Below are 17,369 nucleotides of genomic sequence, written 5' to 3' on the forward strand. Positions count from 1 at the left end.
GCCCTCACCCCATCCCTCTCCCAGAGAGAGTGTCGACAAACAGGGGGACGGCCCTTCGAGACGGCCCCGAAAAGATGGGGCCTCCTCAGGGCGAGCGGAAACGTTCTTTGAAGACAACAACAGAACCGTTCGTCCTGAGGAGCCGCCGTTCTTGTGGCGGCGTCTCGAAGGACGTGCCTTGAGAAAAGCGACAGTCTCCCAGAGGGGGAGGGGGCGGAATTTGGAAAGGTCATTCGCCACTCATCAAGCCGATGTTGTGTGTCGCCATCGCACCGCCGTCGACGATGAACGTTTGGCCGGTGATGAACGATGCCTCGTCCGAGGCGAGGAACACCACCATGTTCGCGACTTCCTCAGGCTGGCCGAGTCGACGCAATGGGTTGGCGTTGATCATCCGGTCGCGCGCACCCTCGACGGCGTTCGCAAACATGAGGGTGGGCGGCGTAGCGATGGCGCCCGGCAGAATGCAATTCGCGCGGATGTTGTGCTTCGCGTACTCGACGGCAACGGACCGCGTCAAGCTGATGATACCGGCCTTGGCGGCCGCGTACGCGCCGAGGCCGTGCTCGACCGACACCGCCACTCCCGACGACATGTTCACGAACACGCCTCCGCCCTGCTCGATCATCAGCGGCAGCGCAAACTTGCTGGTGAGGAAGTAGCCAGTCAAGTTGATGGCGATGGTGCGGTTCCACGCCTCGACGCTGAGATCGGCAATGAAGCCCATGTCGCCGCTGGTGGCGTTGTTGTGCACGACGTCGAGCCGTCCGAAGGTTTTGATGGTGTGCTGAATCAGCTCCTCGACTTCTTTCGGTTGGGCGATGTCCGTATGCGCGACCAAGACTTCGCCGTCAATCTCGCGCGAGACCCGTTGCGCGCCCTCGTCGTTGATGTCAGCGATCACCACGCGCGCGCCTTCAGCCGCGCACCGCTTCGCCGTCGCCTCGCCGATGCCCGAGCCGCCGCCGGTGATGAGGACTGTCTTACCGGCCAATCGCGCTGTCATTTTGTGCCTCCGTGTGTCGTGTTGTTACACCACTATGTGCCAACCGCTGATGGCCGGTGGCTGATGGCAAGGAATCCGGATCTGGCCATTCGCCATCTGCCATTCGCCATCAGCCACCTGCCACTCAGCCATCCGCCATCAGCCGCTCCAACCGCTTCACGTCGAGCACGGTGATCGCCTGCCGCGCGTAGGAGATGAGCCCGTCCGCCATCAGCGCCGCCATGCCTTTGCTCACGCGCTCGCGCGACGCGCCTACCATCTCGGCGAGGTTGACGTGCGTGATCGGGAGCTGCACGCGGACGCCGTTGGGTTCAGGCACGCCGAAACTGGCGGCGAGATCGAGGATCGTCAGCGCCAAGCGGCCACGCAGGTCGAGCGCCACGCAGTGCACCAAGCGCATCGCGAAACGCGCTTGCCGTTCGAGCACGCGGTTGAAGAAGCGCAGCACCAGCGGCGGCGCCAGGCCGCCGATCAGTCGCTCGAACTCGCGCCGCGGCACGACGGCGAGCGTCGCTGTGGTAAAGGCGTTGGCGGCGCTCAGGCGTGGCCGCTCGGTCTCGACGATCGGGAAACCGAACATCGCACCGGGTTGATAGAAGGCGCACAGAATTCGCGTGCCGCGCGGCAGGCCGATCGACACGCTCACCGCGCCGCTCAGCACGACGAAGATGCTGCCGCGATGCGTGCCTTGTGGGTAGACCGAGGTGCCGCGCGCGAAGTAGCGGATGGTGGCGGCGCTCAGCAGCGCGTCGACCGTGGCGCGATCGAGGCCGGATTCGATGGCGATGCGGGCGCGGACCTTCGGATCCCCCGCGGTTCCCAGTGGGTGTGACATCCGTCACCGACGACAGCTTGCCGTTCCCGTACTCGAAGCGCATAAACATCGCAACCCGATTCGCAACCAAGGAGGTTCCGCCCATGAGCTCGTATCAATTGATCTCCGCCGATTCCCATATCGTTGAAGCCCCCAATCTGTGGGAGAAGTGGCTCAGCAAAGAATTCATGCCGCGCGCGCCCAAGCTGGTGAAGGACGCCGAAGGCGGCGACGCGTGGCAGTACCGCCCCGGCACGCCGCCAGTGCCGCTCGGTCTCGTCACCACTTATCCCGGCCGCACTTACGACGCCTTCAAGTGGACCGGCGCGAAGTACGACAAGATCAACCAAGGTGCCTTCAACGGCGCCGTGCGCCTCAAGGAGCAGGACACCGACGGCGTGAACGCGGAAGTGCTCTACCCGTCGCAGCGCACCATGCGCCACTTCATGCTCGATGACGACAATGAATTCCACAAGGCCGGCATCCAGGCCTACAACAATTGGATGGCGAAGGACTACATGGCGCCAGATCCGAAGCGGCTGATCGGCTTGGCGCAGATGCCCAACGTCGGCGTCGAAGCGATGATCGCCGAGATGCGGCGCGCCAAGCAAATGGGCATGCGCGGCGTCATCTTGTCGAGTTGGCCGAGCGGCGCGACCTCGCTGTCGGTCGAGGACAACGCCTTCTGGGAAGAATGCCAGCAGCTCGATATGCCGGTGAGCATCCATCTCGGCGTGGCGTCGAAGCAGGCTGCCAATGCCGCGCAGCAGAAGATCACCACCGGCATCTCGGAAGCGACCGGCCTGCTCACTAGCGGGCAGAAGACCGTCGTCGGCTACTCCTGCGCTGGGTTGGACAACATGCCGATCATCATCGCCGAAACGATTCTCTCCGGGCTGTTCGACAAGTTCCCCAAGCTGAAGTTCATCTCGGTCGAGGCTGGCGCCGGCTGGGTACCCTACTTCCTCGAACAGATGGACGACCGCTACTGGCGCAACCGCGGCTGGGCGCAGGTCGATCTGGCGATGCTGCCGAGCGAGTACTTCCATCGCAACTGGTCGCTGACCTTCGTGCGCGACTTCTACGGCGTGCGCAATCGCCACGCGGTCGGCATCAACAGCATGATGTGGTCGACCGACTACCCGCATCACATCTGCGACTGGCCGTACTCGAAGCGCGTCGCCAACGAGATGTTCGACGGCGTGCCCGCTGACGAGCGCTACCAAATCTGCGCCGGCAACGCGGCGAAGCTGTACAAGCTGGCGTAACCCAATCGAGCACGCCATAGTCTGCAACCGCGGGTGGCTTTGTACACGAAGGCCCTCGATACGATCGCTTCGCGATCTACTCGGGCAAACGGGTTTTAAGAGCCCGTTGAAAGGAACAACCGTTTTCCCGAGTAGCAACCCCGAGTAGAAGCCGAAGGCTTCGTATCGAGGGACCGCGTATCGAGGGGGTGTACGGCGGCGCGCCCTTCTTCTTTTTTTCCACGCGGGCTCAGGCTAGGGTGAACCGCACTGAGGAGTCATCATGGCGGAGTTTGAAACCATCCTCTTCGACGTCAGCGACCGCATCGCCACCATCACGCTCAACCGGCCGGAGCGGAAGAACGCGATGAACCAGCAACTCAAAGACGAGCTGCGCGAGTGCTGGCGGCGGGTGAAGACCGATCCGGACATTTGGGTCGCGATCATCACCGGCGCGGGCGATGCGTTCTCCAGCGGCGCCGATGTCGAGTCGCTCGCCAGCGGCGGCTTTACGAAAACCGATCGCTGGCGCGAGTTGGCGATGATCGAAGGTATCGTCGAGTTGCCGACGCCGCGCCGCCAGCGCGTCCACAAACCGGTGATCGCCGCGGTCAACGGCGTGGTCGCCGGCTTCTCACTCGATCTGGTCAGCGAATCCGATATTCCGATCGCGTCCGAGAAGGCCTCGTTCGTCGATCCACACGTGTCGATCGGCTACGTGTCGTCGCACGAGATGGTGAACATGGCGCGGCGAGTTCCGGTGGCTGTGGCGCTGCGGATGGCGCTGCTCGGCAGCCGCGAGCGTATGAGCGCGCAGCGCGCCTACGAAGTCGGCTTGGTGACCGAGGTGGTGCCGCACGACAAGCTGATGGCGCGGGCGCGCGAACTAGCCGGCATGATCCTCACTAACTCGCCGCTGGCGGTGTGGGGCACGAAGATGGCGATTCTGCAGGGGCTCGGGTTGCCGATCCCGCAAGCCGAGGAGATCGCGGCGGGCTACCTCGAGATCGTCGAGCAGTCCGAAGATCACGGCGAGGGTCCGCGCTCGTTCGTCGAGAAGCGCAAGCCGCGTTGGCAAGCGCGCTGAGGGCTGCCATGGTCGTCGTACTCTTTCGTTCACTGCTCACCGCCGAAGCCGGTGCCGACTACGGCGCGATGGCCGACGAGATGCTCGCGCGCGCCAGTACAATGGCGGGATTCATCGACTTCAAATCCTTCACCGCCGCCGATGGCGAGCACGTCGCGATCATTCATTGGGAATCGCAAGACACGCTGCGCGCGTGGAGCGATGACCTGCGTCATGTAGTCGCCCAACGGCTCGGACGCGACAAGTGGTACGAGTACTTCCAAGTCGAGGTCGCCGACATCGCTCGCTCCTACCGATTCGACCGGCCGAAGTAGTCGAGGCGCGTGCCGGCGCTGACCTGGATGCCAACGCATGGACGCAACGACAGCGGTGCGCCGACGCGCAGCCTGAAGACTGCGGCGGGCACTCTTCGATCACACCAATGTAGGCGCGGGCATCAGCCCCGCCGTCGGTACGCCGGTTGCTGAGTTCGTAAAGAGCGAGAGATCCGCCATGCGAACGCCCAAGTCCGGTTTAGTAGCTGACAGTTCGGATGCCCCCAACGAACTCAACGAGACGCTCGAAGTCGATGCCGGGGGGACGCTCTACATCGAACTCGATCGTGGCGCGGTTGAAGTCACGTCGCACGATGCCCGCGAGGTGCGCATCGAGGCTCGCGCCTTCGGCTGGGCGGCATGGAACTTCGAATTCGATCTGTTGCGTAGTGGCAACGACGTCCGGCTGACCGGTGAAGGGGCGACTTGGACGATGTGGCCTTTCGGTCCGCGCGTGCTGGTGCGCGCCTGGGTGCCGCGCGCCTACTCGGTCGACATTCGCACCCGCGGCGGGCGCATCGATCTCGGCAATCTCTCCGGTCGCATCATTGGCGAAACCAGCGGCGGCGCCATTCAACTCGAAGGAGCGGAAGGCACGGTCGCGCTGCACACCTCCGGCGGGTCGATCCGCGTCGCACAAGTCGAGGGCGACCTACGCGTCGACACCTCGGGCGGCAAGATCGACGTCGCCGATGTCATCGGTGACGTACAAGCCAACACCAGCGGCGGTTCGATCGCTATCAGCCGAGTCACCGGGCAAATCAGCGCCCGCACCAGCGGTGGCGGTATTCAAGTGCGCGAAGCGGGCGAAAGCGTCGACGCCACCACCAGCGGTGGAAGCGTGTTCGCCAGTTTCGTCGGTCCGCCGGCGGGCAGCCTCGAAACCTCTGGCGGCAGCATCGAGGTGCAATTTCCGGCCGGCGCTGGTGCCAACCTCGACGCTCAGACCCGCGGCGGGCACGTCGAAGTCGCCCCGCCGCTGCAACCAGTCGGCGACGTTGGCTCGCGCCACGTCGTCACCGCCATCAACGGCGGCGGCGCTGCCCTGCGCCTGCGCACCAGCGGCGGCAGCATCCGCGTGCGCGCCGCCTAACGCGGCGCAGCAACGGTCTTCGATACGATTTTCATTGACAGGCGAATCCCGCTCGGCGTACAGCCTGAGTGTCTGAAACACCGCACGGGCGGGGCGCCGCCCTGAAGGAGGTACGCTATGAATCGTGTCGTGCAAGCGTGCGTGCTCGTCGTCGTTCTCAGTGTCGCCGGCATCACCTGGGCGGATAGCTCGTCCGCCGGGCTCAAGGCGGGCGATGTTCTCACCCAAGCCAACGCGAATCTTGCCGACGGCTTGCTGCCGCCGGAGATCCTCAGGCACTATCAAACCGGCGAGTACCTCAACACCACGATAGCGGACTGGCCGAACGGTCTGTTCAAGTTCGATCCCGAGTTCCTCGCCGCCACCGAAACCAACGCGGGCAAATACAAGATCGACACCAACGGCACCGTCGTCGATGCCGCGACCGGCCAGCAGCCGCCAATGATCCTCGGCTTTCCGTTTCCCAAGATCGATCCCGCCGATCCTACCGCGGGGACGCAGGTCTTGTGGAACTACGTGTATGGCGGCTGGTATATCCTCGGCAGCATCCATTCGACCGTCGAGTTGAATTGGGTGAAGCCCAACGGTCTCGATCGCAAGACCACGCAGGACATCAGCTTCCTCTTCTACGACGGCCAGGGGGACCGCTATCGCAAACCCAATCCGCAGAACTTCAGCATGCAGTTCCTCGCCACGGCGATGACGCCGACCGACTTGAACGGCACCACCGCGCTCACCTGGCGTTACCGCGATCCGGCCAAGCGCGACTCGAACTGGGTCTACGTCCCCGCGCTGCGGCGAGTGCGCGCCGTCAGCCCCGCGAATCGCTCTGATGGCTTCTTGGGCTCCGACATGAGTCAGGACGACGGACCGTTCTTCGATGGCAAGCCGGAAGATTTCAACTTCAAGTTGGTCGGCGAGAAGGATCAGTATCGCTTCGTCGATCCGCTCAGCCTCGCCGGCAAGTCGAACATCATCTGGCTACCCAACGGCGGCTGGCGCGCCAAGTGGCCGAAGGATGTGCTGACCTTCGGCTACGAAGATCCGAACTTCAAGGGCATCGGCTGGGCGCCGGTGGCCCCCGTGCTCGCCAAGCGAGCGTTCTGGGTGATCGAGGCGACGCCGAAGGACAAGTATTACCTCTACGGCCGCATCGAACTCTTCATCGACAAGGAGACCTACGAAGGCGCGTGGAATCGCAAGTTCAGTTGGAGCGGTGATCTGCTCAACACGCTGCAGGTGATGACGTTCCTCCGCCACAAGTACACGCGCCCCGACGGCGGCGTGGAATACTTGATTGGGTCCAACATGGGCTACCGCGTTGCCGAAAATGTGAAGATGAACCGCGCCACCACCGCGGGAACCCTCGCGCCGCTCAAGGAGCCGGCCAGCGACACGCGCGTCCCGATCGACCCGACGTTCTTCGATATGTCGACGCTGTCGCGCTTCGGGAAGTAGAGGCGCTCGTTCTCGCCGTCTTTTCCCTGCAGTTGTTGTGCGGTAGGGGCGCCGATGGCGCTCCTACCGCATCTGACTAGCGAGTGCCGCAATCACCGCTTCTGATGTCGTCACCGTCGCCAGCAGCGGCATGATGTTCTCGATCGAGAAGCGGTGCCACTCGTCGGGATAACTGGCACAGCAATCTTCGACCACCACCATATCGAAGCCGCGATTCACCGAGGCACGCACGATGCCTTCGACCGCGAGATTGGTCGACACGCCCGTCATCATCATCGTTGTGCGTTTCAGCATCCGCAGGACGGGATAGAGCTGCGTGCCGTACGAGCCATCGACGCCGACGGTCCGTTCGAGCACGAAGTCTTCCGGCTGCGCGGACAGGGCTTCATGTATTCGCACGCCCCACGTGCCTTCGATCAGCGTCGGCTGGCGTCCCGTGCGGCGGTGCAGCGCGGTGTTGGGCCGCGGGAATCCCGGCTTGCCGCAAAAGTTGATGTAGATGATGGGCACACCGCGTGTGCGCGCGGCCGCCATCAGCGCCTGCAGTTTGGGAATCACACCGCGCCTTTGCACCTGCGCAGCCAACACGCCACCGACACCGCGCTTCTCGAGGTTCGACTCGTGCACGATGTCGTTCTGCATCTCGACGATGCACAGCGCGGCGCGATCGGGGTCGATGGTCAGTGGTGAGTCGTGAGTGGTGAGTCGTGAGTCGCGAGTGGTGACTGGTGTGTCGTCCATCTCTTTACTCGAACACGCCGTCGGCTCTGAGCGCGTCGTACTCTGTTGCCGACATGCCGAGCAACTCACGATAGACGTACTCGCTATGCTCGCCGAGGCAGGGTGCCGGCATGCGGATCTCTTCGGGGGTGCGCGAGAAGCGCAGGCCGTTGGTCTCGGCGAGGTGTTTGCCGATCACGCGGTGCTCGACCTCGCGGAAATGGCGCCGATGCGCCAACTGCGGATCGTTGACGAGATCCTCGAAGTTCGCCACCACACCAGCTTCCACGCCTGCCGCTTGCAGCGTCGTCATCACGTCCTCGGCGGAACGCGTGCGGGTCCACGTCGTCAGCTTTTCCTCCAGCTCGTCGACATGCGCGATCCGGCCAGATCCCGTCTCAAACCGCGCATCGGCCGCCCACGACGGATCACCGAGCGCGTGGCGGAACTTCTGCCAATCGTCGTCGCTGTGGACCGCAATCGCCACCCAGCGATCGTCGTCATCGCCTTTCGGCGCGCAGCGAAACGCACCGTGCGGCGCAGCATGCCGCGAGCGATTGCCGATCCGCTCCAACGTTTCACCGGTCGCGGTGTAGGTGACGATGTTCTCGCTCAAGCACACCACGCCACCTTCGACTTGCGCGAGGTCGATGTACTGCCCTTGCCCCGTGCGCTTGCGGTGCACCAGCGCCGACGCCACCAGCAACGCCACGAAGCGCGGCGACAGCGAGTCGGTGATGGTTCCGTACGGACCGAGCGGCTCGAGGTCAGGCCAACCGGTGAGATGGTTGAAACCCGAGATCGCCGAGCCTTGACCGCCGAAGCCAGGATAATTGCGGTCGGGGCCGGTCTGCCCGTTCAGACACGTGCTGATCATGACAAGGTCGGGCTTGAGCTGGCGCAGCGACTCGTAGTCGAGTCCCCACTTCGCCATCGCCTTCGGCGCAAAATTCTCCGCCACAACATCCGCCCACTGCACCAGCCGGCGCGCGATCTCCGGACCCTTGGCGTGACTCATGTTGAGCGCGATGCCGTACTTGTTGACGTTCACCATCGCGAACATGTGACTGCCGTCGAACCCAGCGGGATCACCCGGCACGTAGCGCAGCAGGCGGACGAAATCCGGGCGCTGGCGCGACTCGACGCGCACGACCGTCGCCCCGTGATCGGCGAAGTAGCGCGTGCCGAATGGCCCGGCCGCGCCGCCGCCGAACTCCAAGACCTTCAGGCCTTCGAACAATTGCCGCATCAAATCACTCGCTCGGCGGCCAACGCGTCGGCATCCAGGCCGAGTGCGCGGTAGACCTCGGCGTTGTGCTCGCCCAAACGCGGCGCGCGGCGGCGAATGCCGACCGGCGTCAGATTCGATTTCGCAAATGCCCCCGGAAACTTGATCGTCGCGCCAAGTTCCGGGTGGTCGAGGTCGACGAAGAATTCGCGCGCCGCCAGCTGGCGCGACGCTGCGATCTCGCGTGCAGTGTACGCGGGCGCGAGCATGAGGTTGCGTTCGCACGCGGCCTCGAAGAGCGCCCGCATCGTCTTGGAGCGGAAGAACGCGCCCAACGCCGCTTCAATTGCGTCGACTTCTGGTTGCGTGATGAGGTTGTGGTTGTACTTCGCCCAATCGCGATCCGTGAGCGCCGCCGTCGCCATGCCGCATTCATCCATGTACTTCACCAGCGCGATGATGCCCGGAATGCGAGCCGGGCCGCCGCGCAGTGCGAACGACACGTAGCCGTCCTGACACGGCCACAGTTCGTGGAAGAACGCTTTGTTGCCGCGAAAGCCGCCGCCGACGCGGCCGCCCTTGAAGCCGGTGAGCGGGAACTGCGTCGGGCTGGTCATGTTCGGGATCAACATCACCTCTTGCAGCGACACGTCGACGAATTGCCCCTCGCCGCTCAACTCGCGTTCGTAGAGCGCGAACGCAACGCCGACCGCGGCTTCGATACCGCCGTGGTAGTGCGACACCGGCAGCGAGCAGCGCACCGGCGCACGCTCGGGATTGCCGGTGGGATACATGTTGCCGCCGGTGGCCACCGCGATCAAATCAGAGCCGCGATACGCGCTGTAGGGACCACTCTGCCCGAATGGACTGATACTGCACACGACCAGCCGTGGATTCCGCGCGCGCAGCGTCTCATGGCTGAGGCCACGCGCGGCGAGCGAGGTTGGATCGGCAGGACCGGCCGACTCGATCACCGCGTCGGCCTGCTCGCAGAGTACGAGAAAAATCTCGCGGCCGCGCGCACAATCGAGGTCGAGCGTGATCCCGCGCTTGCTGGTGTTGAGCGCGAGCCACAGCACCGAACGCTCGCCATCGTCGCGACCCCCGACGAACGGCCCGCGTCGCCGCGCGGCGTCACCGCCCGGCGCTTCGATCTTGATCACGTCTGCGCCCAGCTCGCCGAGCAGCTTACCGGCGAGGAATCCCGCTTCGCTGGTGAGGTCGAGAATCCGAAAGCCGTCGAGATTGCCGCCGGTGATGTGCATTGGTGCGCTTGACTCGATCGAGGCGCGGACGTTAACAAGCGTTCGCTTTGTGAGTCAACCCTGATGAGACAAAAGACTCACCGCCGAGAGCGCGGAGATCGCAGAGAGAGGGTCGCCCCGAGAGTATTCGAGCACTTTTGTTCACCTCATTGGCAAGGGACTTTCGTTGGGCTCATTCGTGGTTTCCCGCTCTATGGCTCGGCGCTCTCCGCGTGCTCTGCGGTGAATCCCTCGATGTCACATCAGGGTAGCGAACCAGCACCTACGCCGGCGAGTCAATCGAACTAAGGAGGTTGTCGTGACAATCCCGTTTGGTCTCGGGCTACCGATCGTGCAGCAAGTGCCGATGCGGGCGCAGCCGTGGGAAGCATCGGCGAGCAGCGCTGATCTGGTGCGCATCGCGGAAGGGGCCGACCGCCTCGGCTTCGCGCACATCTCGTGCTCGGATCACGTCCTGGTTCCGCGCTCGCGCGTCGATGCGATGGGCGCACCGTGGTACGACGCGGCCGTCACGCTCGCCTTCCTTGCTGGCGTCACCACGCGCGTGCGCCTGTTGTCACACGTCGTCGTGCTGCCGTATCGGCATCCACTGATCGTCGCGAAAGCATTCGGCACGCTCGATCATCTATCGAACGGCCGCGTGATCCTCGGTGTCGGCAGCGGCCACCTGAAACCGGAGTTCAAGATTCTCGGCGCGCCGTACGAGCAACGCGGCAAGATCTCCGACGAGTATCTGCAAGCGATCGGGGCGGCGTGGGAGCAGGACGTGGCGCACTTCAACGGCGCGACGTTGAGCTTTGCGGATGTAATGATCGCGCCCCGCCCAACGCAACGCCCGCGGCCACCGATCTGGGTCGGCGGCAACGCACCGGCCGTGGTCCGCCGCGCGGCGCGCTATGCCGATGGCTGGATTCCATGGCAACTCGGCCCCGACGAATTTGCCAAGTCGGTGGCGTATGCGCGCGACGTTGCCGCCAAGGCGGGGCGCACCACCGCGATCGAGTTCGTGGCGCCACTAACGATCGCGGTGACGGAAACAGTCGACAGCGCTTGCGGCGTGATCGAGGCGTGGCGCGAAGCCGGCGCAACGTCGTTCCACATCGGCCTCGCCAATCGCAGCCTCGAAGAGCTGCTCGAACGCATGCAATGGTTCGCGAGTAACGTGATACCGCGGTACGCGTAGGCTCCCCGGGTTGTGTCTCACAAGTCGCTACGACATGGCCCGAGTTCGCGATTGGCAGCGGATTCCGAGGGGTCAACAGATTCCCTGTTCCTTGTAGGGGCGACGCATGCGTCGCCCGCGAATTAGCCGGTCCACCGCGGCTTGAACGGAGGGCGATGCGTGCATCGCCCCTACACACACAGAAGATCGGATGTTGCGGACATTTGCGAGACACGACACTCGCGTCTCGGCCCCAAAAATCTGCTCAGTCGCGCATGGCGCGTGCAACTTCCGCCAGTGCGCTTGAGACTTCGTCGGCCGACTTCGCCTGGCGCATGCCCGCGATGAGATAGTCTAGTCCGGCCGCGCGATATGCCGCCAGATCGCGCTGAATTGCGGCGCGATCGCCGTAGAGTGGGCGCGGCGCGGCGGGTGGCGCATCGCGCACCAGCACGCCTTTGCGCAAACTGACAGTGACGGCGCCGGGCTTACGTCCGTGTGCGGCAACGCGCGCGCGCAGGAGCGCGACCAGTGGCGCAAGTTCTTCGGGGCTGAGATCGATCGCGTGCCAGCCATCGCCGAGGCGCGCGGCGCGTTCGATCGCCGCGTGCGAGTTGCCGGCGATCCACAGCGGCGGATGCGGGCGCTGCGCCGGCCGCGGCCCGCTGCGCACTGGGCGGAGTTGGTAGTGCCGGCCGTCGAACTGCGCTTCGTCGCCGCTCCAGATCGCTTTGCACACCGCGATGTACTCGTCAGTGCGCTGCCCTCGCTGCTCGAACGGCACCGCCAACGCGTCGAACTCCTCGCGCAGCCAGCCGGTACCGATGCCGAGAATCAGCCGCCCACCCGACAAAGCGTCGAGTGTGGCAACGTGCTTTGCCGTTAGCACCGGATTGCGGATCGGCATCACGTAGGCGCTGATGCCCAGCCGCACGCGCGTCGTGTGCCCGGCGAGATAGGCGAGCGTGATCATCGGCTCGTAAAACTTCTCGATCACGCCCATGTCGCCGGGCTTCGCGTCGGCCCGGCGATCGAACGGATAGATCGACGACACCCCGACCGGCGCCACGAGGTGATCGCTAAGCCATACCGAATCGACGCTCAACTCTTCCGCGAGCCGCGCCAGCCGCACCAACGTCTCGGGCTGTGCGAGTGGGCCGTAGTTCGGAAGCGCGATGCCGAAGCGCATGCCGCTCACGTGACACACCGCTGCTCGCCGAGCAAGTGAGCGCGATCGGGCACTGCGTGATAGGCTGCAACCCTCGGTGCTCGGAACACGGTGATAGGCTGCCAAAGCCTTGCAAGGGTTGCACAGTCGGTGATACCCGTACCCGCAGTTGTAACCGGCGAAACGAACACGGGAAGATCCACGATGGGCGTGGCAAAGGCGATGCGTGATAGGCTGACAGCAGCCTGCAGTCTATCACGCGTTGAAGCGGAGAGGCCGAAGTAGGTGAGCGGATAGTTAGACCGCACGAAGCCCGACACAGGTCGCACTCCGCAGTCTCTTACCCACGTAGCCAACGAAGGAGGAAATAGCATGCCCCGCATCCGTCCTAAGAAATTCGTTCATGTCGTCTATCGGACCCGCCGCTTCGAAGAAATGCTTCGTTGGTACGGAACTGTCTTCGACGCCAAAGTCCAGCATCAAGACCCCGCCCTGGCGTTTCTAACCTACGACGACGAGCATCATCGCTTCGCATTCGCTAATCTTTCAGTGCTCCAACCGGACGGAGCAGAGACAGAAAAGAAGGGGCTGATTGGCGTCGACCACGTTGCTTACACCTACTCGTCCATTGATGACTTGCTCGACAACTACGAACAACTCAAGGCGCAGGGGATCACCCCCTATTGGTGTGTTCATCACGGCGTGACGGTCTCAATGTACTACTCGGATCCTGATGGGAACCAGATGGAGTTTCAGGTCGACAGCTTTGAGTCGAACGACGAAGCCAATGCGTTCATGTCAGGACCAGGACTTGCCGCAAATCCGATCGGTGTTGAATACGACCCTGAAATCTGGCTGGCTCAGAAGAAAGCGGGCGTATCCATGTCGGACCATCTTCAACGCAAAGTGCACGAGCCAGTGTCTCCAATTCGGGGTGCGTTCAGCAGAGCGTGAAGAGTGCCGTCTAACCCTTCGCTCCAGCCGACGTGCTACGGCCTGCGGCCTCCGCACGCGGCTGAGCTCAAACGTTCAGTAGCAACGACTAATTTACGCGCAGCGTCGTGCGCACTCCTCGCCGCGCTCGGGTCGGCAGCGAGCGCTGTGCCTCATCGCACTATGCGCATCAAGGCATTGGACGAGCACATCACAGCAGGTCATTCCAGAGCGCACGCGTGGCGCCGTAAGGATCGACGTGCATTCCAATGCGGTCCCCGAGTTCCATCACGGCGCGGTGCTTGGGTGTGTACGCCGGCCAGTCGCCGACGGCCTCGCAAGCCGGATCGCCGGTGCGGATGAACGCGATCCACGCCGCGTGCATGGCGTCCGCCAACGGTTGCGGTGTCGGGCCAGGGCCGAGGAAAATGTCGGCGCCGGCGCGGGCGAGGTTGTTGAAGACGAACGGAATCTCGAGCGCGTGGGTGGACTTCAATCGGCCGCCGAACGCGCGCGACTCCCAGGTAAACAGATACTGATACGCGGTGCCGCCGTTCTGTGCCTGCGCTTCGGCCACGCGCACGGCGGGAATGCGGAAGACACGGTCCGTCATCATCGCGTTCAGCATCTCTTCGGGTGAAGCACCCGGCCATTCGCTGCGATACGCCGCGATCGCTGCGGCCCCGTCGGAGAACACGCGCGCGGCGATGCGCTGCAGGCGAGCCTCATCGGTTGCACCGAGCGGGAAGAGCGTCATCTCATCACGGTTCGTCCCGACCAAAACCCGCACGCCCGACGACAATCCCGCACGCAGCGCGGCGATTGGCGGCTGCGGGAGTACGTGCCCATCTACCACGGGCTGAAACGGCATTCCGCCCAGACCGGTGCCGGTTGGCGGTCGAAGATCGCCGCTGCGCGACTGCTGTTCGACTTCCATCTGCGCGGCGAGAATGCGGTCGACGGGAGCCGCGATGAGATCGTCGATCGAGCTCGCCCCGGCCGCTGCAGCGAAGCGCCGCGCGAGAGCGACGCCCTGCTCTCGACTGCTCATGGTGTGCGCCGCACCGCTCTGCGGGATGGCGCCGCGGAAGAGTCCGGCAGCGGCCGGACAGCCGAGCAGCGTGCCGACACTCATCCCACCCGCCGATTCTCCGGCGATGGTCACGCGTTCCGGATCACCACCGAACGCCGCGATGTTGTCGCGCACCCACTGCAGCGCGGCGATCTGATCGCGAATGCCGTTGAGGCCTGAGCTGGCGTAGTCGGCGCCACCAATCTCTTCGAGATGCGCGAAGCCGAGCGCACCCAGCCGGTAGTTGATGCTGACCGTAACGATGTCGCCGCGCTGCGCGAAGGAGGTCCCGTTGTACCAGGGGATGGCGCCCTGACCGGTGCGGAAGCCGCCACCGTGAATCCACACCAAGACCGGGCGGCGCGCCTCGTCGCACGCCGGCGTGCACACGTTGAGGGTCAGGCAGTCCTCATCCCAGCGCACTTGCGGACTCGACGTGAGTCCTTCCTCGCGCGGCTGCGGCGCGGCCGGCCCGAAGTGCTGCGCATCGCGCACGCCGTTCCAGCGATCGTGCGCCTGCGGCGCGCGGAACCGGCGCGCACCCGTCGGTGGTGCTGCATACGGAATCCCGGCAAACAGCAGAACGCCCTCTTTCTCGCGTCCCTGCACTTCGCCCTGTTTGGTCTTGGTGGTCGTGTTGGCCATGTTCTCCGCCCTTGTCCTTTCGAGTGAACCGCAATGAAGGCGCATTCTCCTCATCCGGTCGTGATGAAGTCAACCGATGCAATGGCCCCGTGCCCTTTTCACAAGAAGTGGCCCCTCGATACGCAGCCCTTCGATACGAAGCCTTCGGCTTCTGCTCTGGGCTGCTACTCGGGGAAGCGGTTGTTTCTTCACGGACTCCCAAAATCCGTTTGCCCGAGTAGTGAGCGAAGCGAACGAATCGAGGGCCTGCTTGCGCAAAGTCGCTGCGACCTCTTGCTTCGTCATTGCCCCGCGAGGGGCGAAGCAATCTCGATGCTCTGGGTATCGCGCTCTGCCATACGCTGTAGTCCCCGCGCGGCGAGATTGCTTCGTCACTCTGTTCCTCGCAATGACGACTCCGGTTGCGTGCAGCTGAGACACTGCGCTGCGGCGCGTGCCACTTGACCACACCGATTAACAACTGTTAACCACGATGACGATGCACTGGCCGCCGGCTGCTGAAGACTTCGCCCCGCTGCGCGAGACGCTCGCGTGGGTGTACGACAACTCGCCGTACTATCGCCGCGCCTTCGATTGCGCAGGCGTGCGCCCGGCTACGCTGTCGAGCTACGACGACTTCCGTCGCCGCGTGCCGCGCACCGCCAAGACCGATCTCGTCGCCAATCAGCGCGAGCACCCGCCGCTCGGCGAGTTCCTCGCCGTGCCGCGCGAGCGCTTCGGCTCGTTGCACACATCGCCGGGACCGATTTTCATTCCGCGCTTGCCCGAAGAGCGCGGCGGCACGCCGGTGTTGAAGGAAGCCATCACTGCGATGGGCGTGCGGCCGGGCGACGTCGCGCACGTCACACTGTCGTACCACATCATGCCGGGCGGTCTGCGTTTGCATCGCGCCTTCGAAGAATCCGGCTGCTTGGTGATCAACGGCGGCACCGGCTCGAGCCAGTTGCAGGTCGAAGTCGCGCGCGCGTGGCGCGCCACCGTGTACGCCGGCACGCCGAGCTTCCTTGGCAATCTTGGCGACACGGCGCGCCAGATGGGGCTCGATCCGCGGCGCGATCTGCACTACCGCGTCGGCTTCTCCACTGCGGAAGCACTCACGCCGCAACTGCGGCGCGAGTTGGGCGACACGTTTGGCATCGAGCTGTTCGATCACTGCGGCGAGGCGCAGATCGGTCCGTTGGCCGGCGAGTGTCGTGAGCACGAGGGCATGCATCTGCACGCGCGCGATCTGTTCTGCGAGTTCCTTGATCCCGAAACCGGCGAGCCGGTCGAGCCAGGCAGCGTCGGCGAGATCGTCGCGACACAACTCGGTCCGCGCGCGTTGCCGCTGGTGCGCTACGCGCCGGGCGACGCGTTCCGGCTGCTGCCGGGGGCGTGTCCGTGCGGCGACCCGTCGCTGCGCATCGTGTTCGTCGGGCAAGTCGGGGCGATTAAGAAGATCAAGGGCGTGCTGATCCATCCCGCGCAGGTGCACAAGGTGACGAGCACGTTTCCCGAGATCGGTCGCTTCCAGATCGTCGTCGAGCATCCCGAGGGTACGCGCTACGATCGCGCGGTGCTGCGCGCCGGCATCGCCAAGCCGCCTGCCGATGCGGATGCGTTCAAGCGTGCGCTCGCGGAGAAGTTGAAGGCGAACGTGTTGATCCAGATGGAGATCGAGCTGGTGCCCGAGGCGGAGATCCCCGACACCGCCGGTCCGCCGCGGTTTGCCGAGGCGATGATCGATCGGCGTCATCGGTCGTGAGCCCTGCCGTCGTGATATTTCTCTCAATGCGAAGTACGCACTCTCGCCATCGTTCGTTGCGGGGCTTCGCCCCTGCGCCCATGCGAGGAAAGAACCAGCGGCCTGGTTCTCTCCTCGCGCTCCTCTCTCCGGCCTCGGAGCCGGGCAATGCGGCACTCACTGTGAGTCGGCCACGCGCGTTGGCGCTGCGCGCCCTCGGCGTCACGTCACCGCGCGTGACGCGCTGCTGCGCGCAATCGGCGCCCTCTGCTCGGGGAAAAGACGGTTACGGCGCTGGTTCAGCGTTGGAGCCGGATGCCCGGCAAGAGAAGAAGACAGTCGCGCCGCGCAGTGCATCCAAGGAGCGCAGAGGCCGCCGTGTGCGTTTGGCAGCGCGTCATTGGTGGCGTAGCTCGACTGGATACCGACGAAAC

The 17,369-nt window shown here is 64.4% G+C and carries 15 protein-coding genes; 8 read left to right on the forward strand and 7 right to left on the reverse strand.

The window, feature by feature from the left end; all coding sequences use genetic code 11:
• Nucleotides 1-229: 229 nt before the first annotated feature.
• Nucleotides 230-1,006, reverse strand: coding sequence for an SDR family oxidoreductase (locus HYR72_07045; protein MBI1814715.1), 777 nt, complete (start codon nt 1,004-1,006; stop codon nt 230-232).
• Nucleotides 1,007-1,130: 124 nt separating this feature from the next.
• Entirely contained in the window at nt 1,131-1,841 is a 711-nt protein-coding gene (locus HYR72_07050) for a Crp/Fnr family transcriptional regulator (protein MBI1814716.1), read from the reverse strand.
• 83 nt (nt 1,842-1,924) lie between these two features.
• Between HYR72_07050 and HYR72_07055 the strand changes: the two genes are divergently transcribed.
• From HYR72_07055 to HYR72_07075, 5 genes are all read left to right on the forward strand, one after another.
• Nucleotides 1,925-3,088 carry an amidohydrolase gene (locus tag HYR72_07055; GenBank protein MBI1814717.1) on the forward strand — a complete coding sequence of 388 codons (1,164 nt, stop codon included), beginning with the start codon at nt 1,925-1,927 and terminating at the stop codon, nt 3,086-3,088.
• A 262-nt stretch (nt 3,089-3,350) separates the two neighbouring features.
• Nucleotides 3,351-4,154 carry an enoyl-CoA hydratase/isomerase family protein gene (locus tag HYR72_07060; GenBank protein ID MBI1814718.1) on the forward strand — a complete coding sequence of 268 codons (804 nt, stop codon included), beginning with the start codon at nt 3,351-3,353 and terminating at the stop codon, nt 4,152-4,154.
• A gap of 8 nt (nt 4,155-4,162) precedes the next feature.
• Complete coding sequence (locus HYR72_07065) at nt 4,163-4,468, forward strand: antibiotic biosynthesis monooxygenase (GenBank protein MBI1814719.1); 306 nt, start codon at nt 4,163-4,165, stop codon at nt 4,466-4,468.
• A 178-nt stretch (nt 4,469-4,646) separates the two neighbouring features.
• On the forward strand, nt 4,647-5,561 hold the full coding sequence (locus HYR72_07070) for a hypothetical protein (GenBank protein ID MBI1814720.1): 915 nt from the start codon (nt 4,647-4,649) through the stop codon (nt 5,559-5,561).
• 117 nt (nt 5,562-5,678) lie between these two features.
• Nucleotides 5,679-7,019, forward strand: a complete 1,341-nt coding sequence (locus HYR72_07075) for a DUF1329 domain-containing protein (GenBank protein ID MBI1814721.1) — start codon at nt 5,679-5,681, stop codon at nt 7,017-7,019.
• A gap of 63 nt (nt 7,020-7,082) precedes the next feature.
• Here HYR72_07075 and HYR72_07080 read toward each other — a convergent pair whose 3' ends face one another.
• Genes HYR72_07080 through HYR72_07090 form a run of 3 tightly spaced genes read right to left on the reverse strand, consistent with a single transcriptional unit; the run spans nt 7,083 to nt 10,232 of the window.
• Complete coding sequence (locus HYR72_07080) at nt 7,083-7,760, reverse strand: cysteine hydrolase (protein ID MBI1814722.1); 678 nt, start codon at nt 7,758-7,760, stop codon at nt 7,083-7,085.
• Nucleotides 7,761-7,764: 4 nt separating this feature from the next.
• The gene (locus HYR72_07085; GenBank protein MBI1814723.1) at nt 7,765-8,988 is read right to left on the reverse strand and encodes a CoA transferase; all 1,224 of its coding nucleotides are present in this window, start codon (nt 8,986-8,988) and stop codon (nt 7,765-7,767) included.
• A complete protein-coding gene (locus tag HYR72_07090) occupies nt 8,988-10,232 on the reverse strand; it encodes a CoA transferase (protein ID MBI1814724.1) in 1,245 nt (414 codons plus the stop codon). The genes HYR72_07085 and HYR72_07090 overlap by 1 nt, the downstream gene beginning before the upstream one ends.
• Before the next feature lie 298 nt (nt 10,233-10,530).
• Here HYR72_07090 and HYR72_07095 point away from each other — a divergent pair, with 298 nt between their 5' ends.
• Complete coding sequence (locus tag HYR72_07095; protein MBI1814725.1) at nt 10,531-11,415, forward strand: TIGR03619 family F420-dependent LLM class oxidoreductase; 885 nt, start codon at nt 10,531-10,533, stop codon at nt 11,413-11,415.
• 244 nt (nt 11,416-11,659) lie between these two features.
• On the opposite strand, the gene HYR72_07100 is transcribed toward HYR72_07095, so the two are convergent.
• Nucleotides 11,660-12,592, reverse strand: a complete 933-nt coding sequence (locus HYR72_07100) for an LLM class F420-dependent oxidoreductase (GenBank protein ID MBI1814726.1) — start codon at nt 12,590-12,592, stop codon at nt 11,660-11,662.
• A gap of 342 nt (nt 12,593-12,934) precedes the next feature.
• Between HYR72_07100 and HYR72_07105 the strand changes: the two genes are divergently transcribed.
• Nucleotides 12,935-13,516, forward strand: a complete 582-nt coding sequence (locus HYR72_07105) for a VOC family protein (protein ID MBI1814727.1) — start codon at nt 12,935-12,937, stop codon at nt 13,514-13,516.
• A 190-nt stretch (nt 13,517-13,706) separates the two neighbouring features.
• Here HYR72_07105 and HYR72_07110 read toward each other — a convergent pair whose 3' ends face one another.
• The gene (locus HYR72_07110; protein MBI1814728.1) at nt 13,707-15,212 is read right to left on the reverse strand and encodes a carboxylesterase/lipase family protein; all 1,506 of its coding nucleotides are present in this window, start codon (nt 15,210-15,212) and stop codon (nt 13,707-13,709) included.
• A 472-nt stretch (nt 15,213-15,684) separates the two neighbouring features.
• Here HYR72_07110 and HYR72_07115 point away from each other — a divergent pair, with 472 nt between their 5' ends.
• Nucleotides 15,685-16,956 (forward strand): hypothetical protein, encoded by a 1,272-nt coding sequence (locus tag HYR72_07115; protein MBI1814729.1) that lies wholly within the window; start codon nt 15,685-15,687, stop codon nt 16,954-16,956.
• Nucleotides 16,957-17,369 lie beyond the last annotated feature (413 nt).

This window comes from Deltaproteobacteria bacterium (assembly GCA_016178705.1).
Classification (GTDB): domain Bacteria; phylum Desulfobacterota; class Binatia; order HRBIN30; family JACQVA1; genus JACOST01.

Coding starts and splice junctions, on each gene's coding strand:
- HYR72_07045 (MBI1814715.1), bottom strand. CDS start 1,006: ATGACAGCGCGATTGGCCGGTAAGACAGTCCTCATCACCGGCGGCGGC.
- HYR72_07050 (MBI1814716.1), bottom strand. CDS start 1,841: ATGTCACACCCACTGGGAACCGCGGGGGATCCGAAGGTCCGCGCCCGC.
- HYR72_07055 (MBI1814717.1), top strand. CDS start 1,925: ATGAGCTCGTATCAATTGATCTCCGCCGATTCCCATATCGTTGAAGCC.
- HYR72_07060 (MBI1814718.1), top strand. CDS start 3,351: ATGGCGGAGTTTGAAACCATCCTCTTCGACGTCAGCGACCGCATCGCC.
- HYR72_07065 (MBI1814719.1), top strand. CDS start 4,163: ATGGTCGTCGTACTCTTTCGTTCACTGCTCACCGCCGAAGCCGGTGCC.
- HYR72_07070 (MBI1814720.1), top strand. CDS start 4,647: ATGCGAACGCCCAAGTCCGGTTTAGTAGCTGACAGTTCGGATGCCCCC.
- HYR72_07075 (MBI1814721.1), top strand. CDS start 5,679: ATGAATCGTGTCGTGCAAGCGTGCGTGCTCGTCGTCGTTCTCAGTGTC.
- HYR72_07080 (MBI1814722.1), bottom strand. CDS start 7,760: ATGGACGACACACCAGTCACCACTCGCGACTCACGACTCACCACTCAC.
- HYR72_07085 (MBI1814723.1), bottom strand. CDS start 8,988: ATGCGGCAATTGTTCGAAGGCCTGAAGGTCTTGGAGTTCGGCGGCGGC.
- HYR72_07090 (MBI1814724.1), bottom strand. CDS start 10,232: ATGCACATCACCGGCGGCAATCTCGACGGCTTTCGGATTCTCGACCTC.
- HYR72_07105 (MBI1814727.1), top strand. CDS start 12,935: ATGCCCCGCATCCGTCCTAAGAAATTCGTTCATGTCGTCTATCGGACC.
- HYR72_07110 (MBI1814728.1), bottom strand. CDS start 15,212: ATGGCCAACACGACCACCAAGACCAAACAGGGCGAAGTGCAGGGACGC.
- HYR72_07115 (MBI1814729.1), top strand. CDS start 15,685: ATGACGATGCACTGGCCGCCGGCTGCTGAAGACTTCGCCCCGCTGCGC.